At 71.9% G+C, this 24,766-nt stretch carries 23 protein-coding genes and 1 riboswitch; of the genes, 15 read left to right on the plus strand and 8 right to left on the minus strand.

Annotation, left to right across the window (positions count from 1 at the left end):
* Positions 1–14: 14 nt before the first annotated feature.
* Positions 15–584: a flavin reductase family protein gene (locus tag RIU97_RS22495; protein ID WP_404959390.1), complete on the minus strand. Its 570-nt coding sequence runs from the start codon at positions 582–584 to the stop codon at positions 15–17.
* 303 nt (positions 585–887) lie between these two features.
* Between RIU97_RS22495 and cdgB the strand changes: the two genes are divergently transcribed.
* Entirely contained in the window at positions 888–2,627 is a 1,740-nt protein-coding gene (cdgB, locus tag RIU97_RS22500; RefSeq protein WP_404959391.1) for a diguanylate cyclase CdgB, read from the plus strand.
* A gap of 68 nt (positions 2,628–2,695) precedes the next feature.
* Positions 2,696–3,718, plus strand: a complete 1,023-nt coding sequence (locus RIU97_RS22505) for a CBM35 domain-containing protein (protein WP_404959392.1) — start codon at positions 2,696–2,698, stop codon at positions 3,716–3,718.
* A 3-nt stretch (positions 3,719–3,721) separates the two neighbouring features.
* On the opposite strand, the gene RIU97_RS22510 is transcribed toward RIU97_RS22505, so the two are convergent.
* The 3 genes from RIU97_RS22510 to RIU97_RS22520 form a co-directional block, all read right to left on the minus strand.
* A complete protein-coding gene (locus tag RIU97_RS22510) occupies positions 3,722–4,642 on the minus strand; it encodes a 1-phosphofructokinase family hexose kinase (protein ID WP_404959393.1) in 921 nt (306 codons plus the stop codon).
* A 99-nt stretch (positions 4,643–4,741) separates the two neighbouring features.
* On the minus strand, positions 4,742–5,905 hold the full coding sequence (nagA, locus tag RIU97_RS22515; protein WP_404959394.1) for an N-acetylglucosamine-6-phosphate deacetylase: 1,164 nt from the start codon (positions 5,903–5,905) through the stop codon (positions 4,742–4,744).
* Positions 5,905–6,837 (minus strand): ROK family protein, encoded by a 933-nt coding sequence (locus tag RIU97_RS22520; RefSeq protein ID WP_404962901.1) that lies wholly within the window; start codon positions 6,835–6,837, stop codon positions 5,905–5,907. Before RIU97_RS22520 ends, nagA begins: the two co-directional genes overlap by 1 nt.
* Before the next feature lie 176 nt (positions 6,838–7,013).
* On the opposite strand from RIU97_RS22520, the gene RIU97_RS22525 reads away from it, so the two are divergent.
* The 3 genes from RIU97_RS22525 (at position 7,014) to otsB (ending at position 9,542) form a co-directional block, all read left to right on the plus strand.
* Entirely contained in the window at positions 7,014–8,315 is a 1,302-nt protein-coding gene (locus RIU97_RS22525) for an ABC transporter substrate-binding protein (RefSeq protein WP_404959395.1), read from the plus strand.
* Between the two features lie 89 nt (positions 8,316–8,404).
* On the plus strand, positions 8,405–8,641 hold the full coding sequence (locus RIU97_RS22530) for a DUF3263 domain-containing protein (protein ID WP_037924728.1): 237 nt from the start codon (positions 8,405–8,407) through the stop codon (positions 8,639–8,641).
* Between the two features lie 52 nt (positions 8,642–8,693).
* Positions 8,694–9,542: a trehalose-phosphatase gene (gene otsB / locus RIU97_RS22535; protein ID WP_404959396.1), complete on the plus strand. Its 849-nt coding sequence runs from the start codon at positions 8,694–8,696 to the stop codon at positions 9,540–9,542.
* 273 nt (positions 9,543–9,815) lie between these two features.
* Here otsB and RIU97_RS22540 read toward each other — a convergent pair whose 3' ends face one another.
* Positions 9,816–11,279, minus strand: coding sequence for a trehalose-6-phosphate synthase (locus RIU97_RS22540; RefSeq protein ID WP_404959397.1), 1,464 nt, complete (start codon positions 11,277–11,279; stop codon positions 9,816–9,818).
* Positions 11,280–11,328: 49 nt separating this feature from the next.
* On the minus strand, positions 11,329–12,306 hold the full coding sequence (locus RIU97_RS22545) for a glucosyl-3-phosphoglycerate synthase (protein ID WP_404962902.1): 978 nt from the start codon (positions 12,304–12,306) through the stop codon (positions 11,329–11,331).
* A 185-nt stretch (positions 12,307–12,491) separates the two neighbouring features.
* A riboswitch (SAM riboswitch) is annotated at positions 12,492–12,648 on the plus strand.
* Between the two features lie 17 nt (positions 12,649–12,665).
* On the opposite strand from RIU97_RS22545, the gene thrC reads away from it, so the two are divergent.
* The 8 genes from thrC to RIU97_RS22585 all read left to right on the plus strand — a co-directional run bounded on the left by thrC (position 12,666) and on the right by RIU97_RS22585 (position 19,643).
* A complete protein-coding gene (thrC, locus tag RIU97_RS22550) occupies positions 12,666–13,955 on the plus strand; it encodes a threonine synthase (protein ID WP_404959398.1) in 1,290 nt (429 codons plus the stop codon).
* A gap of 37 nt (positions 13,956–13,992) precedes the next feature.
* The gene (locus RIU97_RS22555) at positions 13,993–14,271 is read left to right on the plus strand and encodes a MoaD/ThiS family protein (protein ID WP_030718872.1); all 279 of its coding nucleotides are present in this window, start codon (positions 13,993–13,995) and stop codon (positions 14,269–14,271) included.
* Between the two features lie 414 nt (positions 14,272–14,685).
* Positions 14,686–14,892 carry a cold-shock protein gene (locus RIU97_RS22560; protein WP_030009783.1) on the plus strand — a complete coding sequence of 69 codons (207 nt, stop codon included), beginning with the start codon at positions 14,686–14,688 and terminating at the stop codon, positions 14,890–14,892.
* Positions 14,893–15,241: 349 nt separating this feature from the next.
* Positions 15,242–16,864, plus strand: coding sequence for a chaperonin GroEL (groL, locus tag RIU97_RS22565; RefSeq protein WP_362815150.1), 1,623 nt, complete (start codon positions 15,242–15,244; stop codon positions 16,862–16,864).
* A gap of 157 nt (positions 16,865–17,021) precedes the next feature.
* Entirely contained in the window at positions 17,022–17,618 is a 597-nt protein-coding gene (locus tag RIU97_RS22570; protein ID WP_404959399.1) for a hypothetical protein, read from the plus strand.
* A 19-nt stretch (positions 17,619–17,637) separates the two neighbouring features.
* Complete coding sequence (locus RIU97_RS22575; RefSeq protein WP_404959400.1) at positions 17,638–18,186, plus strand: hypothetical protein; 549 nt, start codon at positions 17,638–17,640, stop codon at positions 18,184–18,186.
* 29 nt (positions 18,187–18,215) lie between these two features.
* The gene (locus RIU97_RS22580) at positions 18,216–18,815 is read left to right on the plus strand and encodes a phosphoribosylanthranilate isomerase (RefSeq protein WP_404959401.1); all 600 of its coding nucleotides are present in this window, start codon (positions 18,216–18,218) and stop codon (positions 18,813–18,815) included.
* An 84-nt stretch (positions 18,816–18,899) separates the two neighbouring features.
* Positions 18,900–19,643, plus strand: coding sequence for an SDR family oxidoreductase (locus RIU97_RS22585; protein ID WP_404959402.1), 744 nt, complete (start codon positions 18,900–18,902; stop codon positions 19,641–19,643).
* 37 nt (positions 19,644–19,680) lie between these two features.
* Here RIU97_RS22585 and RIU97_RS22590 read toward each other — a convergent pair whose 3' ends face one another.
* Positions 19,681–21,294 (minus strand): serine/threonine-protein kinase, encoded by a 1,614-nt coding sequence (locus tag RIU97_RS22590; protein ID WP_404959403.1) that lies wholly within the window; start codon positions 21,292–21,294, stop codon positions 19,681–19,683.
* 102 nt (positions 21,295–21,396) lie between these two features.
* Positions 21,397–21,738: a protease inhibitor I9 family protein gene (locus tag RIU97_RS22595; RefSeq protein ID WP_404959404.1), complete on the minus strand. Its 342-nt coding sequence runs from the start codon at positions 21,736–21,738 to the stop codon at positions 21,397–21,399.
* A 363-nt stretch (positions 21,739–22,101) separates the two neighbouring features.
* On the opposite strand from RIU97_RS22595, the gene RIU97_RS22600 reads away from it, so the two are divergent.
* Together RIU97_RS22600 and RIU97_RS22605 are read left to right on the plus strand one after the other, a co-directional pair.
* Positions 22,102–23,298 (plus strand): S8 family serine peptidase, encoded by a 1,197-nt coding sequence (locus RIU97_RS22600; RefSeq protein ID WP_404959405.1) that lies wholly within the window; start codon positions 22,102–22,104, stop codon positions 23,296–23,298.
* A gap of 66 nt (positions 23,299–23,364) precedes the next feature.
* A complete protein-coding gene (locus RIU97_RS22605) occupies positions 23,365–24,765 on the plus strand; it encodes a PQQ-binding-like beta-propeller repeat protein (RefSeq protein ID WP_404959407.1) in 1,401 nt (466 codons plus the stop codon).
* Position 24,766 lies beyond the last annotated feature (1 nt).

Consider the following 24,766-nt stretch of genomic DNA (forward strand, 5'->3'; position numbering starts at 1 on the left):
CGGCCGGATCCGGCCTACTGGCCCAGGTGCCGGTAGCGGCCGCGGAAGTAGGTCAGGGGCTGGTGGTCCGGGGACGGGAGGGCCGCCGTCAGGACGCGGCCGACGACCAGGGTGTGGTCGCCCGCCTCGACGCGGTTCTCGGTGCGGCACTCCAGGGTGGCCAGGGCGCCGGTCAGCAGGGGGGCGCCGGAGGCCTCGCCGCGTACGTACGGCAGGTCCGCGAAGAGCAGCCGGTCGCTGATGCGGCCCTTCATCGCGAAGCGGCCCGCGACCTGGAGCTGGTGGTCGGCGAGGACCGAGACCGCCCACAGGGGCTGCTCCGCGAGCAGGTCGTCCATCCGGGAGCCCTCGCGCAGGCTCACCAGGACCAGCGGCGGATCCAGGGACACGGACATGAAGGCGGTCGCCGTCATGCCGACGTCCTCGCCGCGCGGGCCGTCCGCCGCCAGGGGGGTCTCGTGCGCGGTGATCAGGCACACGCCCGCCGCCAGCCGGGACATCGCGGCCCGGAACTCGTCATTGCTCACCCCCTCAGCATGCGGGTTTCCACGGGGCGGGCGGGGCACGGGGGTCGTCTTCAGCACGGTGGAAACGCTAATCTCGCCCCTCCGCGCCGCACATCGGGCCCTGGTCCGAGTCGCGCCCCCGCCCCTTGGCCTAGGCCCGGGCGTATCGTTTGCTCTCGGGAATGTGGGGGAGCGCTCCCAGTCGCCCCGAGTCCCCTCCCGCACCGATATTCATCTCATGTGACTTGAGTCACAGAGGGCAAGATTTGTTGACCCTGTGTACCTGCCGCACAGCTCACTGTGATTCAGTGGACGGGACACCGCAACGAAACGCCGATGACAAACCTGGAGTTGCTGTCGAGGTCTCGGGGAGAGCGAGCAATGGAGACCGAGTCGGAGCCGTACGTCCGTCTTGCGACCCTGCGGCAGCTGCACCGGGTGGTGGCCGATCTCAATACGGCCAGGAGCCTGGCGGACACTCTGCAGACCGTCGTGGACGGCATCGTCGTGGGCCTCGGCTACGAACTCGCCTGTGTCAACCTCGTACGCCCGGACGGTGATCTGGTCGTCGCCGCCTTCGCCGGAGACCCCGCCGCAGAGGCCCTCATCACCGGCCGCGTCGGCTCCCGCGCCTCCTGGGAACGCCGCCTGACGATGGGTGAGAACTGGGACGGTCTCCGGTTCATCCCGCACACCGAGGGCTGGATCCTCATGGAGGACGACGTCCCCCAGTGGCACACGGACGGCCCCGATCCGCGCTTCGAGGACGAGTGGCATCCCGAGGACCGGCTCTACGCCCCCATGTACGCGTCCGGCGGGGAACTTCTGGGTGTCATTTCGGTGGACAGACCGCGCAACGGGCGCCGGCCCGGCGCCTGGGGCCGCGAAGCCCTCCAGATGTACGCCTTCCAGGCCGCGATTGCGATCAGCAATGCGCGGCTTCGCGCGAACATGCAACGGGCCCTGGTCCGGCTGGAGCGTGAACAGCAGGCACTGCGCGCCAGCGAGGAGTCCTTCCGGCAGGCCTTCGAGTACGCGCCCAGCGGGATGGCCATCGCCGAGATGGGCGGGGACCAGCACGGCCGGCTGCTGCGGACCAATGACGCGCTGTGCCGGCTGCTCGGCCGGCCGGCCTCCGTACTGCGCCGCTACTCCTTCTCCGACCTGGTCCACCCCGAGGACATCGGCACCCTGCTGCGCACCTCCGCCGAGGGCGGCCGCGCCGAGCTGCGCCTGGGCCGGCGCGACGGCACGTATGTATGGGTCTCGCTGCGCAACTCCGTCGTCGCCGACGCCGCCGACGGGCCCCGGTTCCTCCTCACGCACGTCGAGGACATCGAGGAGCGCAAGCGGCACGAGCTCCAGCTCGCCCACCGGGCCAGCCACGACTCGCTGACCGGCCTGCCCAACAGCGCCGAGCTGCGGTCCCGGCTCGGCGCGCGGCTGTGCCGCAGGCCACAGTCCGTGCGCGCCACCGCGGTCGAGGCCCTGGACGCGGCCTTCGAGGGGCGCGACGGACACGACGGGCGCGCGGTGCACGACGGCTACGAGGTGCGTGCGGAGGCGGGTGGTGCCGGTGAGCACGGCTTTCAGGCCGACGGACCCGACCGGTACACGGGGTCCGATCCCTTCGAGTTCCCCGGGGCGCCGGTCACGGCGGCGGACGGCCCGTACGACCACCACGTGCACACGGTGGCGCCCGCGACCGACATCGACGACGGGACGAAGGGGCTCGCGGTGCTCTTCTGCGACCTCGACGGCTTCAAGTCGATCAACGACCGGTTCGGGCACCACACGGGCGACGCGGTCCTGATCGAGGTCGCCCGGCGGCTGACGAGGGGCGTCAGGGACGGTGACACCGTCGCTCGGCTGGGTGGTGACGAATTCGTCGTCCTCGCCGACGGTCTGGGTGCGGCGGACGCCGCCGATCTCGCCGTCCGGCTGCGCAACGCGATCATCCCGCCGATCCGGGTCGACGGCCGTGCGGTCCGTGTGGGAGCCAGTTTCGGCATCGGCTGGGCGAGCTGCGGGATGTCGGCGGACGAGGTGCTGCGCTCCGCCGACCAGCGGATGTACATCGAGAAGCGGTCCCGCTCCAAGGCGCACCGCAGGGCCGGCTGAGGCGGTCTGTCGCTCCTGGGCGCACCTGTTCGGGGTAGGCTCCCGGGGGTCGAAAGGAGTGACCTGCGATGACGACGCCCGCGAACAACGGCCCGCACGGTGGGGCGAACAAGCCCGAGGACGACGATCCGTTCGGCTACCTCTACGAGGATGGCCAGGCGGCCGGAGCCACCCCGCCCACGTCGGGCGGTGGATACGGCTATCCCGGGGCGTCGGCCGGCGGTCACCAGGGAGCACAGCCGGGCGTCCCCCGTACCTCGCACCACCAGGTGCGGACGGTCGGCGAGCGCCGCAACGGCGCCCAGCGCGGCCAGGTGCCCGCGCAGCAGCCGCCCTACCAGGCCCAGTACCAGGCCCCGGAGGCGCTCCAGGCGGGCGGCTACGGCGTTCCGCAGCAGCCGCAGGCCCCGCAGCACCAGACCCAGACGATCGCGCACTCCGGCGGCCACGGCGGCCACGGCGGCGGCGGCTCCAGCCGTCGCGGTCTGCTGATCGCCGCCGTCGCGGTGGTCGGCGCGGTCGTGATCGGCATCGGCGCCGCCCTGGCCTTCGGCGACAAGGACAAGGACAAGAAGGGCGGGGACGAGGCGAACGGCGGCCAGCAGTCGGCGGCCCCGCAGAACCCCTCGCCCGCGCCCCCGAGCGGCTCTCCCGCTCCCTCCCAGGCCCCGCTGCCCAAGGGCGAGGCGGCCGGCGCCGGCATGTCCATCACGGGCGGCGCGGGCCTGGACAGCACGATCCCGGGGGCGAAGAGCTCCGGCGGCCAGTACGTCGGCGGGTTCAACAAGCCCGGCGCGGCCGTGACCTGGACCCTGGACGTTCCCAAGGCCGGGAAGTACAAGTTCTACGTGCGCTTCGGCATCCCGGGCGAGGACGCCAACGGCACCCTGACCGTCAACGGCAAGCCGAACGAGTCGCCGATCAGCATGCGCAACTTCGCCAAGTCGCCCAAGGGCGACTGGGAGAAGGGCTGGCAGACGACCTGGGGCCAGGTGAACCTCGAAAAGGGCACCAACACGATCAAGCTGTCGTGCGAGGCCGGCAACAGCTGCAACGTCAACATCGACCAGCTGTGGCTCGAGAACTTCTAGGACCTAGCCGGCCGTCGTGACCTTCACCGACCCCCGTACCTCCTCGTAGGTGCGGGGGTCGAACTCTCCCGCCACCGGTGCGAGGACCGTGGCCGCCGAGAGGGCGACCGCGCGGGTGAGGCGGTTCGGCCAGTCCGCACCCTCCACCAGGGCCGACAGCAGGCCGGCGACGGCGGAGTCACCGGCTCCGGTGGGGTTGCCGGACAGGGCCCGCGGTGGGGCCGCCTGCCAGGTGCCCTCGGCGGTGGCGGCCAGCAGGCCGTCCGGGCCCAGCGAGGTGACCACGGCGTGCGCACCCCGGCGGCGGGCATCGCGGGTGGCGGGCAGCGGGTCGCGGGATCCGGTGAGCTCGGCCAGCTCGGCGGCGTTCGGCTTGATGATCTCGGGCCGGGCGGCGACCCCGCGGCGCAGGGCCTCGCCGCTGGTGTCCAGGAGGACGGGGACCCCGGCCGCGCGGGCCGCCCGGACGAGGACCGCGTACGCGCCGACCGGCACGCCCGGCGGGAGGCTGCCGCACAGGGCCACGGCGCGGGCACCGCGGACCAGCTCCCCGTACTGCGCGAGGAACCGGGACCACTCGGCGGGCGTGATCAGCGGGCCCGGCTCGTTGAACTGGGTGGTGTCGCCGGAGGACTCGTCGACCACGGCCAGGGTGCGGCGGCTGCCGTCCGCGCAGGGCACCAGGGCGTCCACCACCCGCGGGGACCGCGCGAGCAGTTCGCGTACGACGGAGCCGACCGGGCCGCCCGTGAAGCCCGTCGCCGTCACCTCGTGGCCGAGCGCGGCCAGGACGCGGGCGACGTTGATCCCCTTGCCGCCGGGACGTTCGGTGACGGCGGCGACCCGGTGCGAGGCGTGCAGGAGCAGCCTCGGCACGCGGTACGTGACGTCGAGTGCGGTGTTGAGCGTCACGGTCAGGATCATGGGCACCCCCGGGTCTGTTGCTGCCGGGATCATGCCAAACCCGAGGCGGTCGGCCCAGTCCTCGGGCCGACCGCCTTCGTCGTTACAGCCGCTTGGCCGTCAGACCGCCGCCGCGGCGAGGGGGCTGACGACCCATTCGCCCCGCCGCATGACGCCCCTGACGTCGAAGGCGGCGTCCAGGACGACGAGGTCCGCGTACTTGCCGGGCTCCAGCGAGCCGATCTCGTCGTACAGGCCGAGGAGCTTGGCCGGGTTGGCGGAGATCGCCTGGACCACGGACTCCACCGGCAGCTTGTCGAGGGTCACCGAGCGCTTGAAGGCGGTGTCCAGGGTCAGGGTGGAGCCGGCGATGGAGCCGCCCTCCACGAGCCGGGCCACGCCCTCCTTGACCTCGACCTCCAGCGGGCCGAGGTGGTAGGTCCCGTCGCCGAAGCCGGCGGCGTCCATCGCGTCGGTGATCAGCGCCACGCGGTGCGCGCCCGCGTGGTGGAAGGCCAGTTCGAGGGCCGCCGGGTGCAGGTGGGTGCCGTCGTTGATGAGCTCGACGGTGATCCGCTCGTCCTCCAGCAGCGCGGCGATCGGGCCGGGCTCGCGGTGGGCGAGGGGCGGCATCGCGTTGAAGAGGTGGGTGGCCACGGTCGCGCCCGCGTCGATGGCGGCGCGCGTCTGCTCGTACGTGGCGTCCGTGTGCCCGATCGCGGCGATCACCCCGTGCTCGGCCAGCAGCCGTACGGAATCCAGGCCGCCCGGGAGTTCGGTGGCGAGGGTGAACATGCGGGCGGTGCCGTGCGCGGCGTCGATCAGCTTGCGGACCTCGGCCGGGTCGGGGTCGCGGAGCAGGTCCTCCTTGTGCGCGCCCTTGCGGCAGGGATTGATGAAGGGTCCCTCGAAGTGGATGCCCGCGATCTCGCCCTGCTGGGTGAGCTCGGCGAGCAGCCCGGCGCGCCGGGCCAGTTCGTCCAGGTCGCCGGTGACGGTGGAGGCGATCAGGGTGGTGGTGCCGTGCTCGCGGTGGGTGCGGACGCCCTGGAGGACGTCCTCGGCGGTGCCGGAGGTGAAGGAGGCGCCGCCGCCGCCGTGGTTGTGCATGTCCACGAAGCCGGGGACGATCCAGTGCCCGGACAGGTCCACGGTGCGCGAGCCCTCGTGGGCGCTGCCGGCGATGCGGTCGCCGTCGACGATGACCCGGCCGTTGGCCACGGTTCCGGTGGGCAGCACCACCCTGGCGCCGGAGAGAACAGTGCTGTGCGCGCTTCCGGACATCAGGCAGGTACCTCCGTGGCGAGTAGGTCCCAGGCGAGCAGCCCTGCGCCCAGGCAGCCGGCGGTGTCCCCGAGGGCCGCCGGCACGATGTGGGGGAGCCGCTGGAACGTCACGCGCTCCTCCACGGCCGTCCGTAGTGGTGTGAACAAGGTTTCCCCCGCCTCGGCCAGCCCGCCACCGATGATCAGCGTGCGCGGGTCCAGCAGGGTGATCGCGGTGACCAGCCCGTCGGCGAGGGCGCCGACGGCGGCCAGCCAGACCTCCCGGGCGCGCGCGTCGCCGGACTCGACGGCCTTGGCGCAGTCCGCGGCGTCGGCCCCGGGTTCGCCGGAGGCGGCCGCCCAGGCGCGGCTGACCGCGGCGGCGGAGGCCAGGGTCTCCAGGCAGCCGTGCTGGCCGCAGCCGCAGGCGGGGCCGCCCGGGCGCACCACGATGTGCCCGATCTCGCCCGCGTAGCCGTGGGCGCCGGCCTCGATGCGGCCCGCGATGCCGATGGCGCCGGCGATGCCGGTGCCGAGGGGCACGAAGAGGAAGCGGTCGGCGCCGCGGCCGGCGCCGATGCGGCCCTCGGCGAGTCCGCCCGTGCGCACGTCGTGGCCGAGGGCCACCGGGATGCCGCCGAGGCGGCTGCTGAGCAGGGCGCGCATCGGCACGTCGCGCCAGCCCAGGTTCGCCGCGTAGACGGCGATCCCGTCGTCGGCGTCGACGATGCCGGGGACGGCGACTCCGGCGGCGGAGGCGGTCCGTCCGAAGCGTTCCCGGCCGGTGCCGAGCAGCTCGGCGGCGAAGTCCTGGATCGTCTCGACGACGGCGTCGGGGCCCCGGTCGCGGCCGGTGGCCCGGCGCGCTCCGTGGAGCAGGGTGCCGTCCTCGGCGACGAGGGCGGCCTTCATCCCGGTGCCGCCCACATCGAGGGCGATGACGTGTTTCACGGGTTTCACAGAGACAGTCTCGCGTGCTCGGCGGGGAAAGGTCTAGTCCATTGAGAGGGATTGTTGAGTGGCCATACAAATTCGGGGCCCCGGTCGGGATCCGGATGTGGACGAGCCGCCAAAGTGGTGTAGACCTTACGTGGATCGTACGTACAACAAGGGGTGGATCGAGAACTGTGAAGGGCCGTTACCTGAGCCTGGCCGCGTCCGGCGCCGCGCTGTGCCTGACTGCCGTGACGCTGACGGGCTGCGGAGCCCTCGGCGGACTCACCGGAGACAACGAGGTGACCCTGCGGGTCGTGGCGGCCGACTACGGGGACAATCCGCAGAACTCCTCGGCCGGCTACTGGAAGGGCCTCGCCGACGGCTTCGAGAAGGACCACCCGGGCGTCAAGGTCGAGGTCTCCGTCTACTCGTGGTCCGAGGTCGACGCCAAGGTCGCCGACATGGTCAAGGCCGGCAAGGCCCCCGACATCGCCCAGATCGGCGCCTACGCCGACTACGCGGCCGCCGGCAAGCTCTACTCGGCGGCGGAGCTGCTCTCCGTGAAGACCGAGGCCGACTTCCTCGGACCGCTCGCGGACGCGGGCAAGGTCAAGCAGGTCCAGTACGGGCTGCCCTTCGTGTCGAGCACCCGGCTGCTCTTCTACAACGAGAAGCTGCTCGCCGACGCGGGCGTGATCGGCAAGGACGCCAAGGCCGGCTGGCAGCCGAAGAGCTGGGCGGACCTGGAGGCGGCGGCCAAGAAGCTCAAGGGCGCGGGCGTGCCCACCCCCTTCGCGCTGCCGCTGGGCCGCGAGGAGGCGCAGGCCGAGACGATGATGTGGATGCTCTCGGGCGGTGGCGGCTACACCGACAACGAAGAGCAGTACTCCATCGACTCCGCCGACAACGTCAAGGCGCTGGAGTTCCTGCGGGACAAGATGGTCGGCCAGGGGCTGACCGGACCCGTCGAACCGGGCAAGCTGGACCGGCAGGCCGCCTTCGACGCCTTCACCAAGGGCGAGGTCGGCATGCTCAACGGACACCCGTCGCTGATGAAGCAGGCCGAGGCCAAGGGCGTGAAGTTCGGCATGGTGCCGCTGCCGACCGCCACCGGGTCCGAGGAGCCGGCCATGGGCGTCGCGGACTGGGTCATGGCCTTCAAGAACGGCCACCGCGAGCAGTCCGGCAAGTTCCTGGACTACATGTACCAGCCGAAGAACGTGGCGGCCTTCACGGACCAGTACGACCTGCTGCCGGCCACCACCAGCGGCTACCAGGCCAAGCAGGCCGCCACGAGCGGCCAGGCGGCCAAGCTGAAGCCCTTCCTGACGGCGCTGCCCGGCTCGCGGCTGTACCCGGTCGGCAAGAAGTCCTGGGCGGACGTCAGCGAGGACATCAAGCAGAACATCGGCAAGACCGTCCAGCCGGGCGGACAGCCGGCCAAGGTCTTGGAGGGCATCGCCACGACGGCGCGGGCGTCGGACCAGAAGTAGCGCCGGTCGGGTGCGGCGGTGCCGGTGCCGGCGGGGGCGCTGTCGCGGCCGGCGGGGCCGCTGTCGGCGGGCGGCGTTAATCTGGCGGTATGACGGACGACGGGCAGCTGACGGCCACGGAGGCCGCGGTGCTCGCGTACGAGGGACGCACCTGGCCCGGGCCCGGAGCCAAGGAACGGGCCATACGGGAAGGACTGGGGATGACCCCCGTCCGCTACTACCAGCTGCTCAACGCGCTGATGGACGACCCGCGGGCGCTGGCCCACGCACCGGGCACGGTCAACCGGCTGCGGCGGATCCGCGAAGCGCAGCGGGCCCGGCGATAGCCCGCCGCCCGTGCCGTAGCCGTCGCCGGGCTGGGCCGTTAGGGTCGTCCGTATGGGGAGCCACCCGCACGACCTGCCGATGCCCGTCACCGCAGCCGGACGCGAGGGACTCGAAGCTCTGCTTCGCGCGCCCCGCCGGTCCGTGGTCGCCCTGGACTTCGACGGCACCCTCGCCGACATCGTCCCGGACCCCGACCAGGCCAGAGCCCACCCGGGAGCCGTCCCGGCCCTCTCCGCGCTCGCCCCCGAGGTCGCCTCGGTCGCCGTGATCACCGGCCGGCCGGCCGGCGTCGCCGTCCGCTACGGGGGCTTCGCCGGGGTCCCCGGACTGGAACACCTCGTCGTCCTCGGCCACTACGGCGCGGAGCGCTGGGACGCGGTCACCGGGATCGTGCACGCCCCGGCCGAGCACCCCGGGGTGGCGGCGGTACGGGCCGAGCTGCCGGGGTTCCTCGACTCCATCGGGGCCTGGCGGGGCACCTGGATCGAGGAGAAGGGCCGGGCGCTGGCCGTGCACACCCGGCGGGCCGCGGACCCCGCGGCGGCCTTCGCGGCCCTGCGCGAGCCCCTGACGGAGCTGGCGGCGCGGCACGGGCTGATGGTGGAGCCGGGCCGGGCGGTCCTGGAGCTCCGGCCCCCGGGCATGGACAAGGGCGTCGCCCTGACGGAGTTCCTGGCGGAGCGGGACGCGGAGGCGGTGCTGTACGCGGGCGACGACCTGGGTGACCTGGCGGCGTACTCGGCGGTCGAAAAGCGCCGGGCCGACGGGCTTCCGGGCCTCCTGATCTGCAGCGGCTCGGCCGAGGTCCCCGAGCTCGCCGCGCGGGCCGACCTGGTCCTGGCCGGACCGGGCGAGGTGGTCGCCTTCCTGGCCGCCCTGGCCAAGGCCGCGCGAGCCTGAAAAGACCGGGGCTCTGCCCCGCACCCCGCCTCAAACGCGGGCGGGGCTGGATTTGGCCGGCGTCAGCCTGCGTCTTCCGCCCGGAGGGCTGGTGGGCCGCGGAGCGGCATATCCAGCCCCTCCGGCGTTTGAGGAGCGGGGTCTGGGGCGGAGCCCCCAGCGGCGGCGCGGCACCGTTGCCGGGGGCCAGCCCCCGGACCCCCGCGCCTCAAACGCCGGCGGGGCTGAAAAGAGCGGGGCGGAGCCCCAGCAGCGGCGGTGAGGCCGGGAGGCTCAGGCCGGGAGGTCGGTCAGCTGGGCTGCGAACCAGGCGGCCGGGGGGAGGGCCGTGGCGGCGGCGGCCAGGCGCTTCGTGCGCTCCGCACGCTCGGCGGCCGGCATGCCCAGCGCCGCGTGCAACGCCTCGGCCGTCGCCGACACGTCGTACGGGTTCACCGTCAGCGCGTCCTGGCGGAGCTCCTCGTAGGCCCCCGCCCCGGTGGACAGCACCAGCGCGCACCCCGCCTCCGACACCACCGGGATCTCCTTCGCCACCAGGTTCATCCCGTCCCGCACCGGGTTGACCAGCGCCACGTCCGCCATCCGGTACACCGCCAGCGACCGCGCGAAGTCGTCCTGCACCGACACCAGCACCGGCTGCCAGTCCGCCGTACCGAACTCCTCGTTGATCTCCGCGGCCAGCTCCCGGACCGACTCCGTGTACGCCCGGTACACCGCCAGGTCCTGCCGCGACGGGTACGCCGAGGCCAGGTGGACGACCCGGCCCCGCCACTCCGGGTGGACCGTCAGCAGCTCCCGGTAGGCCAGCAGCCCCCGCAGGATGTTCTTCGACAGCTCGGTCCGGTCCACCCGGGCGATCGTCTTCAGGTCGCCGACCTCCGCCCGCAGCTGCGCCAGCTTCTCGTCCACCTCCGGCCGGTGCGCGAGCGCCTTGAGTTCGTCCGCGTCCACCCCGAGGGGGTAGTTGGTCACCTCGGTGAACTGCCGCTTCGCGTAGCCGCGCCCGTCCGGGGCGGCCCGGCGGTGCCACACCCCGCGCTCCGGGGCCCCGGCCGGGAGGTACGCCTCCGCGATGCCGTCCGCGTCGTCCCTGCTCGCGCCGCTGGCGAAGTTGTACGCCCACTCCCACGTGTGGAAGCCCAGCCGGTCCGCCCCGAGCATGCCCCACACCAGCTGGCTCCGGATGTCGTCCGGGAGCATGTTCATGAACTCCCGCGAGGCCCACGGCGTGTGCGTGAAGTGCCCGATCCGCAGGTCGGGCCGCAGCTCCCGCAGCTGCCCCGGGACCAGCGCCAGGTGGTAGTCCTGCACCAGGACGCGGGCCCCTTCGGCCGCCTCCTGGGCGAGGGCGCGCGCGAAGGCCCGGTTGTACTCGACGTACGCGTCCCACCGCCGGCGGAACTCCGCGTCGAAGACCGGCTCGCGCGGGACGTCGTACAGGTGGTGGTGCGTGAACCACAGCACGGAGTTGGCGATGCCGTTGTAGGCGGCGTCATACACCGCGGGATCGATGTCCAGCATCCGGACACCGGGCTCGGTCACCCCCCGGTGGACCGCCTCCCGGTCCGCCTCCGACAGCGCCGCGCAGATCCACAGCGCCCCTGGCTGCTCCGCGAGGGCCGCGGAGAGCCCGGAGACGAGACCGCCCCCGCCGCGCCGGGCGCTGAGGACGCCTTCGGCATCGATTGCGTACGAGAGGGGGCCGCGGTTGGCGGCGACGAGTACCTGAGAAGCCATGCGGCGAACCTAGCCCGGCCCGCACTCGCTCAAACTTTCCAGGCCGACGTCACGCCACGCGGCGCAGCGCGTACTCCTTGACGCCGAGCATCGGCGGCCGCTCCTCGGTGTCCACCGGGTACGTCCGCGGCACGAAACCTTCCGGCCCCCGCTCGAACTGCGTGAGCTCCGGCCGTACGTGGGAGTACCCCCAGCGGTAGCTGGGGGAGTGGCCGCGCGACAGCCGCAGCAGGGCGGTGCGGTAGATCGCCGCGGCCATCCGGCCGAGCGCCTGCCCGTCCTGGTGGCGGTGGACGCGTACGCCCACGTCCACCTGGGCGAGCGCGTCCAGTCCGACCGTGTGCAGTGCGTCGACCAGCAGGCCCAGCTCGACGCCGTACCCGACGGGGAACGGCAGCCGTTCCAGCAGGGAGCGGCGTACGGCGTACTCGCCGCCCAGCGGCTGGACGAAGCCGGCCAGCTGCGGCCAGTGCAGGTTGAGCAGGGGGCGGGCGACCAGCTCCGTGACCCGGCCGCCCTGGCCGGGGGCGTCGCCGAGCGGGCGGTCGTACATGGCCTTGACGAACTGCACGTCCGGTTCGGTCAGCAGAGGTCCCACGATCCCCGAGACGAAGGCGGAGGAGAAGTCCCGCAGGTCGGCGTCGACGAAGCAGACGATGTCCCCGCTGGTGGCCAGCAGCGAGCGCCACAGCACCTCGCCCTTGCCGGGCAGCGCCGGGATCCTCGGCAGGATCTCGTCGCGGTGCACCACCCGGGCTCCGGCCTTCGCCGCGACCTCCGCCGTACGGTCGGTCGAGCCCGAGTCGATCACGATCAGCTCATCCACCAGGGGGAACGGCAGTCCCTCGATCAGCTCGCGCCGGATGACCTCGACGATCGCGCCGACCGTCGCCTCCTCGTCCAGTGCGGGCAGCACCACGCTGACCGTGGTCCCGGCCGCCCGTTTCCGGTCGAGCAGCTGGTCGAGCGGTCGGTCGGCGGCTGACCAGGAGCGGTCTGCCAGCCAGCGCTCCACCTCTTCCAGCACCCTCAGTACTCCCTGCTTGTCGGCGTTATCGGCCGATATGAGATCCATCTCGCGGTTCGGACGGCTGTCTCAACCGCCCGGCCCTTCGGTTACAGTCTTGAACAACGCGAAGGACCACCGCATGCCGGGGGTCCCCGCGTACAAACGCACCGGCGCGCCACAGAGCGCGTGTGCCGGTGCCATACCGCTCATCCAGAGGGGCAGAGGGACACGGCCCGTTGAAGCCCCGGCAACCCTCCAGTCGGTTCTCGCGATCGCTCGTCAGCGACGTCAGCGAGGTCCCCGGCTAGGGAAGGTGCCAATTCCGTCTCATGGCGAAGTGCGCCATGGGGAAGATGAGGAGAAAGGGCCTCGCCATCATGGCTGCACAGACTGTCGCCACCTCTGTCGATCTCGGACCTGCCAACGGTCTTTCCTGTCGCGAGTGCGGTACCCGCTTCGAACTCGGCCCCATCTTCGCGTGCGCCGAGTGTTTCGGACCGCTGGAAGTCGCCTACGACCTCCCGGCCGGTACTGGTTCATCCGAAGACGTCGAGGCCCTGCGCGCCGCGATCGAGGCCGGCCCCAACAACATCTGGCGTTACGCGCCGCTGCTGCCCGTCCCCGCGGACGTGGCCTCCAAGCCGAGCCTGAACCCGGGCTTCACCAAGCTCGTGGACGCCGCCAACCTGGCCAAGGAGCTCGGCGTCACCGGCAAGCTCTACGTCAAGGACGACTCCGGCAACCCGACGCACTCCTTCAAGGACCGCGTCGTGGCCATCGCCGTCGAGGCCGCCCGCGCCTTCGGCTTCACCACCCTCTCCTGCTCCTCCACCGGCAACCTGGCCGGCGCCGTCGGCGCCGCGGCCGCCCGGGCCGGCTTCCGCTCCTGCGTGTTCATCCCGCACGACCTGGAGCAGGGCAAGGTCGTCATGGCCGGTGTGTACGGCGGCGACCTGGTCGGCATCGAGGGCAACTACGACGACGTCAACCGCTTCTGCTCCGAGCTCATCGGCGATCCGCTCGGCGAGGGCTGGGGCTTCGTCAACGTCAACCTGCGCCCGTACTACGGAGAGGGCTCCAAGACCCTCGCGTACGAGATCTGCGAGCAGCTCGGCTGGCAGCTGCCCGACCAGCTCGTGATCCCGATCGCGTCCGGATCGCAGCTGACGAAGATCGACAAGGGTCTGCAGGAGCTGATCAAGCTCGGCCTCGTCGAGGACAAGCCGTACAAGATCTTCGGTGCCCAGGCCGAGGGCTGCTCCCCGGTGTCGACCGCCTTCAAGGCCGGTCACGACGTGGTCCGCCCGCAGAAGCCGAACACCATCGCCAAGTCCCTCGCGATCGGCAACCCGGCGGACGGCCCGTACGTCCTGGACATCGCCCGCCGCACCGGCGGCTACGTCGAGGACGTGAACGACGAGCAGGTCGTCGAGGCCATCAAGATCCTCGCGCAGACCGAGGGCATCTTCGCCGAGACCGCGGGCGGCGTGACGGTCGGCGTGACGAAGAAGCTCATCGAGAACGGGCAGCTCGACCCGACGCTGACCACCGTCGTCCTCAACACCGGCGACGGCCTCAAGACCCTGGAGGCGGTGGCCGCGGAGAGCGGGCAGACCGCCACCATCCGCCCGAGCCTGGACGCGTTCCGCGCCGCCGGCCTGGCCTGACCCTCTTCCCCTGCTCTACCGGAAAGGCAGTAGCGCCATGAGCGTCAACGTCCGCATCCCCACCATCCTGCGCACCTACACCGGCGGTCAGGCCGAGGTGCCCGCCGAGGGCGCGACCCTCGCCGAGGTCATCCAGTCCCTGGAGGCGAGCCACCCGGGCATCGCCGCGCGCGTCCTGGACGACCAGGGCAAGCTGCGCCGTTTCGTGAACGTCTACGTCAACGACGACGACGTGCGCTTCGAGGGCGGGCTGGAGGCGAAGACGCCGGACGGCGCCGGCGTCTCGATCATCCCGGCCGTCGCGGGCGGCTGCTGATCCTCTCGGCCCCTTTGCCACCTGATAGGTGACACGCGCAAACCGAAATTGCCCCCTCCGCTAAAAGCGGAGGGGGCAATTCTGCTTGATTGGGCGCGGTAGAGTTGGGGAAGTCCCCTCCGCCGGACTTGCCCGCTGCATATGAACGGGTCGCGTGAGGGTCGACATCGGGTCAACATGCAAGTGCGGTATGGGGCTTTGGCGAGATATGCCGGGCCCGAGTTGCCCTGGAGTATGGCAAATTTTCACTCTATTTCAATGTTTTCCTGTGTCCAGAATTCTCGTCGGATTGACCTGTTGCAGACAGCACTCGCGCAGATACATTCAGCCTCGGTCGACGCGTTCCGACGCAAGTTCTGACCCGGGAACGCGAAGTGCGTTCCCGCGCAAGGGCCAGTAATAGGGGAGTTAGGCATGGCTCAGGGCACCGTCAAGTGGTTCAACGCGGAGAAGGGCTACGGCTTCATCGCGGTCGACGGTGGTGCGGATGTGTTCGTCCACTACAGCGCCATCCAGATGGACGGGTACCGCACCCTTGAAGAGGGTCAGCGGGTCGAGTTCGAGATCTCGCAGGGCCAGAAGGGTCCGCAGGCGGACATGGTCAAGCTCGCGCTCGGCTAGTCCTGGAGCGATCGACCACCGACGCACAGTGTTCAACGAAGACCTGCAAGACCATACGAGGGGCCCACATCCTGGACACGGGATGCGGGCCCCTCGTACGTGTGCCCGCCCTGTGCCCGCCCTGCGCCAGGTATCGGCGGGGCGATACCCCAAGCCGCTTGCACTCGGAGGGGTCGAGTGCTAATCATTGGCGTTAGCACTCTCCTGGTGAGAGTGCTACCAAACGAGGACCGGGTCGGTGAGGCCCGCAGGGTCCGGCGGGAAGGAACCGCCGGGCACTCAGGCCGTCCGTCGCGGGCGCGGGCGCGGTCCGGGAGCAATCCACCGCTGTCCGGGAGGACCACTTCAGATGGCCAAGATCATTGCGTTCAACGAGGAGGCCCGGCGCGGTCTCGAGCGAGGCATGAACCAGCTCGCCGACGCCGTCAAGGTCACCCTTGGCCCCAAGGGTCGCAACGTCGTCCTTGAGAAGAAGTGGGGCGCCCCCACGATCACCAACGATGGTGTCTCCATCGCCAAGGAGATCGAGCTCGAGGACCCGTACGAGAAGATCGGCGCCGAGCTGGTCAAGGAAGTCGCCAAGAAGACGGACGACGTCGCGGGCGACGGTACGACCACCGCCACCGTGCTGGCCCAGGCGCTCGTCCGCGAGGGCCTGCGCAACGTAGCCGCCGGCGCCAACCCGATGGCCCTCAAGCGTGGTATCGAGAAGGCCGTCGAGGCCGTCTCCGCCGCCCTGCTCGCCCAGGCCAAGGATGTCGAGACCAAGGAGCAGATCGCTTCGACGGCCTCCATCTCCGCCGCCGACACCCAGATCGGCGAGCTCATCGCCGAGGCCATGGACAAGGTCGGCAAGGAAGGCGTCATCACCGTCGAGGAGTCGCAGACCTTCGGTCTGGAGCTCGAGCTCACCGAGGGCATGCGCTTCGACAAGGGCTACATCTCGGCGTACTTCGCCACCGACATGGAGCGCATGGAGTCGTCCCTCGACGACCCGTACATCCTGATCGTCAACTCCAAGATCGGCTCGGTCAAGGACCTGCTGCCGCTCCTGGAGAAGGTCATGCAGTCCGGCAAGCCGCTGCTGATCATCGCCGAGGACGTCGAGGGCGAGGCCCTGTCGACCCTGGTCGTCAACAAGATCCGCGGCACCTTCAAGTCCGTCGCCGTCAAGGCCCCGGGCTTCGGCGACCGCCGCAAGGCCATGCTCGGTGACATCGCCATCCTCACGGGCGGCACGGTCATCTCCGAGGAGGTCGGCCTCAAGCTGGAGAACGCCGGTCTCGACCTGCTCGGCCGCGCCCGCAAGGTCGTCATCACCAAGGACGAGACCACCATCGTCGACGGTGCCGGTGACAGCGACCAGGTCGCCGGTCGCGTGAACCAGATCCGCGCCGAGATCGAGAACTCCGACTCGGACTACGACCGCGAGAAGCTCCAGGAGCGCCTCGCGAAGCTGGCCGGCGGCGTGGCCGTCATCAAGGCCGGTGCCGCGACCGAGGTCGAGCTCAAGGAGCGCAAGCACCGCATCGAGGACGCCGTTCGCAACGCGAAGGCGGCCGTCGAGGAGGGCATCGTCGCCGGCGGCGGCGTGGCCCTGCTGCAGGCTTCCGCGGTCTTCGAGAAGCTGGAGCTCGAGGGTGACGAGGCGACCGGTGCCAACGCCGTGAAGCTCGCCCTGGAGGCCCCGCTGAAGCAGATCGCCGTCAACGGTGGTCTCGAGGGTGGCGTCGTCGTCGAGAAGGTGCGCAACCTTCCGATCGGTCACGGCCTGAACGCCGCGACCGGTGAGTACGTCGACATGATCGCCGAGGGCATCATCGACCCGGCGAAGGTCACGCGCTCTGCCCTGCAGAACGCCGCGTCCATCGCCGCGCTGTTCCTCACCACCGAGGCCGTCATCGCCGACAAGCCCGAGAAGGCCGGCGCCGGCGCCCCGGGCGGCATGCCGGGCGGCGACATGGACTTCTGATCGACCCCTGGCTCCGGCCACTGGTTGATCGGCTGTTCTCGAACGAGGGCGGCACCCCCCACGGGGGGTGCCGCCCTCGGGCGTTTCCGGCCGGCCGTCGCCGGTCGGCGGGTAAAACCGCTGGTCGGGGTGGGTCCGGCCGTGTGACCGTACGGCCATGGGCAACTCCGTCGCGTACCCCGTCTACCGCACCACCGATCCCGCCGAGGCGTACGCCAGGGCGCGGCTGCTGTGCGGGTTGCTGGCCCGCCGGTACGAGGAGGTGCGGGTGGGGCCGGAGCTGAGCACGGTCGAGGACGTGCGGCGGATGGCGGCGCTGCTGCCGGACGCGCACTACGACTACACGGAGATGCGCACGCACCCGCAGACCGACGAGCCCCTCTACTTCGAGGTGGACGTGCGGACGGCCACCGACGCGGAGCTGGCCGCGGAGGTCCCGCTCGACTTCACCTATACGGAACTGCCGGCCGCCGTGGCCGAGGAGGAGTTCGTCCGCGCCGTGGGTGCGGGCCCGGCGTCCATCGGCTGGGAGGGCTGCTGGCCCGACGAGCCCGAGCTGGGCTCGTACGCCTCGCCCAAGTACGACGGCGTGCAGCTGGTCCTCAACAGTGACGAGTGCGAGTGGTCCCGGAAGGTCAGCGGGGTCCACACCGTCTACGTCCACGTCACCAAGTTCGGAGACCTGGGCCGCGCCGAGCGGCTCGCCGCCGCGATCGGCGGCAGCGTGCTGGGCGGGCCGGAGCAGGGCTGCTGAGCGGGCGATGGGAAGTTCGATGGCCTACCCCGTGTTCCGGACCGACGACCTCGCCGAGGCCTACCGGCTGGCCCGCCTGCTGTGCGCGCGGATGAAGCCGCTCGACGCGCAGATGTGGCTGTGCGCGCAGGCGCACACCGTCGAGGAGGCCCGGGGGCTGGCGGCGCTCCTTCCGACGGGCCTGTTCGAGCCGTCGCACGACTGGGCCCGGGACGTCTGGTTCGCGGGCGCCGAACTGCCCGGCGACGACCGGGAGCTGGCGGCCGAACTGCCGCTGACCGTTGACGCGTACGCGGCTCCGGGCCCCGTCGAACAGGGCTTCCTGCGCGCGCTGGGCCGCGGAGCGGCCACGATGCTCTGGTACGGAGACTGGCCGTCCGTCCCCGGGATCCCGTCCGCGTCGCAGCACACGACGAACCAGCGGGTGGAACTCGACGTCAACGAGGAACATCCCGACGGCCGGCACACGGTCTACGTGCACTTCCGGTCCGCCGACGAGGCGGGCGCGGCCCATCTGGCGGCCGCGGTCGGCGGGTCGGTGCTGGGCCCCGTGCAGCTGGGCCGCTGACGCGGCCCGGGTCGGCATAGGCTGGGCGCATGGCTGATCTCTTCGTCAAGATCTGCGGGCTCAAGACCGCGCACGATGTCGACGTGGCCGTGGCCGCCGGGGCCGATGCCGTCGGGTTCGTCTTCGCGCCCGGCAGCCCGCGTACGGTCGATGCCGCCACCGCGCGGGAGCTCGCCGCGCGGGTGCCGGACGGCGTGCTCACCGTCGGGGTGTTCCGGGGGCAGTCGGTGGCGGAGGTGCGCCGGTTCGCCCAGGAGAGCGGCGTACGGGGGGTGCAGCTGCACGGCGAGGAGGGGCCCGGGGACTTCGCGGCGCTGCACGCCGAGGGCCGGACCCTGCTGCGGGCCACCGCCGAGCACGTGAAGCGCTGCGGCGAGTACGGCGAGGACCTGCTCCTGCTCGACGCCCCCGACCCGGGCTCCGGAAAGCCGTGGAACTGGGGCTCGGCGGACTTCACCGCGCCCGAGGGGCGGTGGCTGCTGGCCGGCGGGCTGAACCCGGGCAATGTGCGGGAGGCGGTCGAGGTGACCGGGGCCTGGGGCGTGGACGTGTCCAGCGGGGTGGAGCGCGAACGTGGGATGAAGTCGCCGGAGTTGATCCGCGCCTTCGTCGAGGCCGCCCGCGGCTAGCCGGACCTCCAAGTTCTGTAGTGGTCGTTACGGAAATTGTGTTACGGTCTTTCTGTAGTGATCATTACGGAATCGGGGGGACCCATGCAGAACAAGAACGCGCTGGTCACGGGCGGCAGCAGGGGCATCGGCCGGGCCATCGCCGAGCGGCTCGCCGCCGACGGGGCCACCGTCGTGCTGACGTACGCGAACGACGGGGCGGCGGCCCGCGAGGCCGTGGAGCGGATCACCGAGAACGGCGGCCGGGCCCACGCGCTCCACGCGGAGCTCGGGCACCACGGCGACGCCGCCGCGCTCTGGGCGGCGTACGACGCGCTGGGGCTCGACGGGGTCGACATCATCGTCAACAACGCCGGCATAGGACTGCCTGTTCCGCTCGGCCAGGTCGCCGAGGAGGACTTCGACCGGGTCTTCGCCGTGAACGTACGGGCGCCGTTCTTCGTCGTGCAGGAGGCCCTCGGGCGGCTGCGCGACGGCGGCCGGGTCATCAACATCTCCAGCGGCGCCGCCCGGATCGCGATGCCCGAGATCCTCGCTTACGGAGCGACCAAGGGCGCGCTCGACACCCTCACGCTCAACCTGGCGAAGGCCCTCGGCCCGCGCGGGATCACCGTGAACTCGGTCGCACCCGGCATCGTCGACACCGACGTCAACGCCGGCTGGCTGCGCGGCAACGCCGAGGCCGAGGCGCACGCCGCCTCGCTGGCCGCGCTCGGCCGGGTCGGCCGCCCCGAGGACATCGCCGACATCGTCGGCTTCCTCGCCTCCGACGACGCGCGGTGGGTGACGGGGCGGGTGGTCGACGCGACCGGCGGCGCGGGGCTCTGACCCGCGTCCAGGCCGTCGGCCCGGCGGTGGCGGACCGTCAGGTGGCGGGCATCGCCTGTCGCCAGACGGTCAAGTCCCCGGACACCCATTGGGACATCCCCATCACGTCCGCGGTCGACTTGAACTGGAGCACGTACAGCCCGACGTCCCCCGCCTTGTTCCTGATGCAGAACTGGCTGCCGCCCGCCGCCCCGGCCAGCGTCCAGCTCCGGTCGGTCGTGAGCGCCAGCGTGCTCCGGCACGAGTCGAGGGATCCCTGCGTCTCGCCGTACAGCATGATGATCGTGGCGGTGTCGCTCTCCAGGCTGCAGATGCTCCTCTTGCAGCTCATGCGTACCTCTCCGCTGCGGTCGTTGCGCACGAGCGCTTCCCCCAGGGTGATCGAGCTCTGCTCGTCGTTCAGGCGCAAGGCGGGGTACGGGTTCGCCTTGGGCGGCTGGGACGCGCTCGGCGCGGGTGTGGATCCGGAGCCTTCGGCCGCCTTGCCGCCGGTGGCCGAGCCGGCCGGGGCCGGGGCAGACACGGCCGGGCCGGGGGACCTGGCCGCGGAGGCCTCCCGGTCGAGCATCCGCTTCGCGGATTCCTTGACCGTCCAGGCCAGGCCGCCCAGCACCAGCGTTCCCACCGCCATCGCCGCGGTGATGGCCACGGCGGCACGCTTCCGGCTCTTGCGCCGCTCCTCCGGAGTCTGCGGCGTAGGCCCCCAGACCATCGGCGTCTCGTGCCCCGTGGCGGGCTGCGGGGCCGGATCCGGGACCTCCACCTCCGGCCCCAGCACCTCCCGCCAGACGGCCGGGCTGCCGCCGCTCGTGTCGTCCGCGTCCTCGCCCAGCTGCTGCCGGCACCACTCCACGATCTCCGTCGGGGTGGCCCGCTCCTCCGGGTCGGAGGCCAGGCAGCGGGCGAGCAGCGGTTGCAGCTGCTCCGGCAGCCGGGACAGGTCGGGCTCGGAGTGCACGATCCGGAACAGCACGGTCATCGAGGGGCCGGTGCCGTACAGCGGTTCGCCCAGTGCCGCGTACGCCGCCGTCTGACCCAGGGCGAAGACGTCGGTGGCGGGTGTGGTCTCGCCCGCCAGCGCCTGCTCGGGGGCCATGTACTGGGGCGTGCCGATGGTGCTGCCCGTGGCCGTGGGCGCGGTGGTGTCGGAGGCCGTCGAGATGCCGAAGTCGATGACCCGGGGCCCGTCGGAGGCCAGCAGCACGTTCGAGGGCTTGAGGTCCCGGTGCACGACGCCCTCGGCGTGGATGGCCTGCAGGGCCTCGGCGATGCCCGCCATCAGCCACAGGAGCGCGGGCACCGGCAGCGGTCCGTGCTTGGCGACGGCCTCCGACAGCGAGGGCCCGGGTACGTACAGGGTGGCCAGCCAGGGCAGCGTCGCGTCCGTATCGGCGTCGATCACCTCGGCGGTGTAGGCACCCCGGACGCGCCGGGCCGCCACCACCTCCCGGCGGAACCGCCGCCGGAACGCGGGGTCTTCGGCCAGCTCCGGCCGGACCACCTTGATCGCCACCGGGCGGCCGCCCGGGGTGTGCGAAAGGTAGACCCGGCCCATGCCGCCAGCGCCGAGCCGGGCCGCGATGCGGTACCCGGCGACGGTCTGCGGATCCTCCGCGCGCAGCGGCTCGAACACCTCGGTCGCGCTGTTCATCGGCCTCCCCGATCCCCCCGACCCCCCGATCAACCGATGAGTTGATCCGCATCACTTTAAGCAACGCGTAAGGGCGGGGAGTTGCCGGGGAGCCCGCTGAGGTCAGACGCCGGGGCCGAACGAGGACGCGCCGCCGTCCTTCTCGACCGACTCCACGATCGCGGTCGCCCGCAGGTCCTCGACCTGATCGGGGGAGAGGCGGGCGGCGAAGCCGTTGAGCGTCTTGCGGTAGACGTGCAGCGGGGTGATCCCGTAGGCATCCGCGACGGCGGCCGGGTCGAGGCCGGGGTGCACGGTGACGATGTACGTGGCGTGGTCGGCGGGGCCCGCGTGGGACGCGGGTACGGATTCGGCGGCGGTGGCTGCGGACACGGGCAGGGCGACGGTGACGGCGGCCAGGACGGCGACGGCCACGGGCAGGGCTCGGCTCAGACGGTTGCGCATGGGGCGACGCCATCACGCGCTGCGGTGCAGGTCAACGAGGTCCGGGAGTGAGGCGGGGGCACGGGCGGCGCACCGGCCGTGCGCTCCCTGGTGTGGGGGCGGGCCGTACGGGTGATCTTGCTGCGGCGGTGTCGGGTACGCGGTCCGGGGCCCGGCCGTGACCGCAGAGCGGGACAACCCTTTCCGCAGCTTGTGCGATAGGACGTGTTGACGCGCGCGCCGGACGATCGGCCAGGCGGGGGCGGTGGTTCAAGGCGCGTGTAGGTGGCACCGATGGAAATGGGGCCGCACCCGCCGAAGCACTCGATGCCGCGGGGGCGGCTCACCCGTGCCGATCTTTCGTCCCGTCAGGGAGTTGCTTTCATGCGCCTGCTCGCACGTCTGGCCACCGCCACCCTCCTCACCATCACCCCGGTCGCGGTCGGCACGGCCTCGGCCGCGGCCCCGGAGCCGAACCCGGCCCCGCTGGTCAAGGCCGTCAATCCGGTGCCCGGCAAGTACATCGTGACCCTGGAGAAGGGTCAGGACGCGGTGAAGATCGCGAAGAAGCTCGGACTGAAGCCGTCCTTCGTCTACACGTCGGCGATGACCGGCTTCGCGGTCCCGCTGACCTCGCTGGAGCTGACGCTCGTCCGCAACAGCCTGGGGGTGAAGTCGGTCGAGGAGGACGCGGCGGTCCAGTCCGCGCCGATCAAGAGCTCCCAGGGGGCGATGCGGGCCCCGTCGAACTCGTGGGGCCAGGACCGGATCGACCAGAAGGAGCTGCCGCTCGACAGCAGCTTCACCACCCAGGGCAACGGCGCCGGGGTGACCGCGTACATCCTCGACACCGGCATCGACTACGGCCATTCCGAGTTCACCGGCGCCGACGGCACCACCCGTGCCCGCTTCGGCTTCGACGCCGTCAACGACGGCCGCAACGGCGCTGACTGCCAGGGCCACGGCACGCACGTTGCGGGCACGGTCGCGGGCAGGACGCACGGGGTGGCGCGCAAGGCGAACCTGGTGAGCGTCCGCGTCCTCGGCTGCGACGGCAAGGGCACGTGGTCGGGCATCATCGCGGGCATGGACTGGGTGGCGAAGAACGCCAAGCAGCCGGCCGTGCTGAACGGCTCCCTGGGCGGGGACAGGTCGGACGCGGTCAACAACGCCGCGACCGCGCTCTCCGACGCGGGTGTCCTGCCGGTCATCGCGGCGGGCAACTCCGCGAAGGACGCCTGCACCATCTCACCCGCGTCCGCCGCGCGCGTGATCACCGTCGCCGCATCCAACCAGTGGGACGAGGAGACCGACTTCTCCAACTACGGCACGTGTGTCTCGCTCTACGCCCCGGGCCAGGCCATCGTCTCCGCGAAGCTCGGCGGCGGCAGCGTGGCCCTCGACGGCACGTCGATGGCCTCGCCGCACGTCGCCGGTGTGGTCGCCCTCTACAAGCAGGCACACCCGAACGCGGACCCGGCCGAGCTCAACGAGTTCCTCGACACGGAGGCCACCAAGGACGTCCTGAAGAGCATCAGCAGGACCAGCCCGAACGTGCTGCTGAACACCGGCGGTCTCTGACCGTCATGTGATCCTGAGGGACCCGGCCCGGCCGGATCGCGGCTAGGCTGCGGCCGGGGGGGGATCATGGACACGCCACCGCCGCTCGTGAAGCGGCTCCGGGACCACGTGCGGCTTGCCGCGGCCTGCGCCTTCAGCGCCGTCGCGGTGCTGTACGCCGTCCTGTGCATCAAGTTGACCGCCACGGACATGGCCTCCGACCTGGTGTGCAGCTCCGGCGGCTGCCCGCGCGGGCTGGGCGCTCTGGTGCTGTGGGCCCTGGCCGCCGGGCTCGCCGCGGGCGTCCTGTGGTGGTCGGCCGTGAAGGGCCGCGGGTACCGCTCCGCCGTCGGCTGGACCATGGCCGTAGTCATCGCGCTCGTCGCCCTGTGGCCCGGCTGGCGCGGCTTCTCCTGGCTGCGCGGCCCGCACATGGACCTCTTCTCGTACCAGGCCCCGGAGGGCGCGGCCGCCGGGAAGCCGCTCGGCTCCTGGGCAGGGGACCCGGCCACGGGGTTCGTGATCCGGGCCCGCGCGGACGGTGTGACCGGCTACAACGGGGAGGGCCGCCACGGCTGGGGCCTGCCCGCCCCCACCGGCGGCGCGGTGTGCGCGATGAGCGCGGACACCCCCTCCGGCACTGGCCTGCTCACCTTGGCCACCGCGGAGGGCGCGTGCGGCAACCGCCTGGTGGCGGTGGACGTCACGTCCGGCGAGCAGCGCTGGACCAAGGACATCCCGAAACTCGTGGGCAGGCCGTCCGCGGGCGGCTCCCTGGCCGTGACCGCGACCGCGGACGCCGTACGCGCCCACGACCTGGCCACCGGCGCCGAGCTGTGGCGCTCCCCGCTGCCCGCGCGCGCCGTCGCCATGGAGGTCGCCGCCGGCCCCGACCGGGTCCTGCTCCTGGCCCGGACCGACAAGGCAGTCGAGTTGTTCGCGCTCGACGCCCGCACCGGTGCCGTCGCCTGGCGGTTCCCGATGCCGGTCGGGTACGAGTCCCCGCGCATCGTGTCGGCCTCCCCGGCCGCCGCCGTCGGTGACGGGCGCCTGCTGGCGTTCGACGACGCGGGCCGCCCGCGTGCGGAGTCGCAGGCGCCGTACGTTCCGACCACGGGCGCCGCGGCGTGGCTGGTCGTCGGCGACGTGCTGTACGCGGCGGTCCCGGAACGGGAGAAGCGGGAGGTCCTGGCGGCGTTCTCCCTGAAGGACGGCCGCCACCTGTGGACCCGCGCCTTCGACCACGACTGGCGGATCCGCACCCTGGCCGCCGACCGGACCGGCCGGATCGCCGTGGTCTCGGAGGGCGGGTACACCCACCTGTGGCACCTCGACCCGCACACCGGGAAGCCGGGCGGCGAGTCGACGGTCCTGCGACGCCTCCGGCTGGGCGAGTCGTTCGCCCTCTACGGCACGACGTTCGTCAACCTCGACGACGACGGCCGCCTCCCGCCGATCTTCGACGTGGCCCCGGCGATCGGCTGGTGAG

The sequence above is a fragment of the Streptomyces sp. 147326 genome (assembly GCF_045000215.1).
Classification (GTDB): domain Bacteria; phylum Actinomycetota; class Actinomycetes; order Streptomycetales; family Streptomycetaceae; genus Streptomyces.

Excerpts from the sequence above, each read along its gene's own strand:
- RIU97_RS22505 (WP_404959392.1), top strand. The coding sequence starts at position 2,696 with ATGACGACGCCCGCGAACAACGGCCCGCACGGTGGGGCGAACAAGCCC.
- RIU97_RS22605 (WP_404959407.1), top strand. The coding sequence starts at position 23,365 with ATGGACACGCCACCGCCGCTCGTGAAGCGGCTCCGGGACCACGTGCGG.
- RIU97_RS22510 (WP_404959393.1), bottom strand. The coding sequence starts at position 4,642 with ATGATCCTGACCGTGACGCTCAACACCGCACTCGACGTCACGTACCGC.
- RIU97_RS22590 (WP_404959403.1), bottom strand. The coding sequence starts at position 21,294 with ATGAACAGCGCGACCGAGGTGTTCGAGCCGCTGCGCGCGGAGGATCCG.
- RIU97_RS22600 (WP_404959405.1), top strand. The coding sequence starts at position 22,102 with ATGCGCCTGCTCGCACGTCTGGCCACCGCCACCCTCCTCACCATCACC.
- cdgB (WP_404959391.1), top strand. The coding sequence starts at position 888 with ATGGAGACCGAGTCGGAGCCGTACGTCCGTCTTGCGACCCTGCGGCAG.
- groL (WP_362815150.1), top strand. The coding sequence starts at position 15,242 with ATGGCCAAGATCATTGCGTTCAACGAGGAGGCCCGGCGCGGTCTCGAG.
- RIU97_RS22555 (WP_030718872.1), top strand. The coding sequence starts at position 13,993 with ATGAGCGTCAACGTCCGCATCCCCACCATCCTGCGCACCTACACCGGC.
- RIU97_RS22540 (WP_404959397.1), bottom strand. The coding sequence starts at position 11,279 with ATGGCTTCTCAGGTACTCGTCGCCGCCAACCGCGGCCCCCTCTCGTAC.
- nagA (WP_404959394.1), bottom strand. The coding sequence starts at position 5,905 with ATGTCCGGAAGCGCGCACAGCACTGTTCTCTCCGGCGCCAGGGTGGTG.
- RIU97_RS22585 (WP_404959402.1), top strand. The coding sequence starts at position 18,900 with ATGCAGAACAAGAACGCGCTGGTCACGGGCGGCAGCAGGGGCATCGGC.
- RIU97_RS22560 (WP_030009783.1), top strand. The coding sequence starts at position 14,686 with ATGGCTCAGGGCACCGTCAAGTGGTTCAACGCGGAGAAGGGCTACGGC.
- RIU97_RS22580 (WP_404959401.1), top strand. The coding sequence starts at position 18,216 with ATGGCTGATCTCTTCGTCAAGATCTGCGGGCTCAAGACCGCGCACGAT.
- otsB (WP_404959396.1), top strand. The coding sequence starts at position 8,694 with ATGGGGAGCCACCCGCACGACCTGCCGATGCCCGTCACCGCAGCCGGA.
- RIU97_RS22530 (WP_037924728.1), top strand. The coding sequence starts at position 8,405 with ATGACGGACGACGGGCAGCTGACGGCCACGGAGGCCGCGGTGCTCGCG.
- RIU97_RS22575 (WP_404959400.1), top strand. The coding sequence starts at position 17,638 with ATGGCCTACCCCGTGTTCCGGACCGACGACCTCGCCGAGGCCTACCGG.
- thrC (WP_404959398.1), top strand. The coding sequence starts at position 12,666 with ATGGCTGCACAGACTGTCGCCACCTCTGTCGATCTCGGACCTGCCAAC.
- RIU97_RS22595 (WP_404959404.1), bottom strand. The coding sequence starts at position 21,738 with ATGCGCAACCGTCTGAGCCGAGCCCTGCCCGTGGCCGTCGCCGTCCTG.
- RIU97_RS22570 (WP_404959399.1), top strand. The coding sequence starts at position 17,022 with ATGGGCAACTCCGTCGCGTACCCCGTCTACCGCACCACCGATCCCGCC.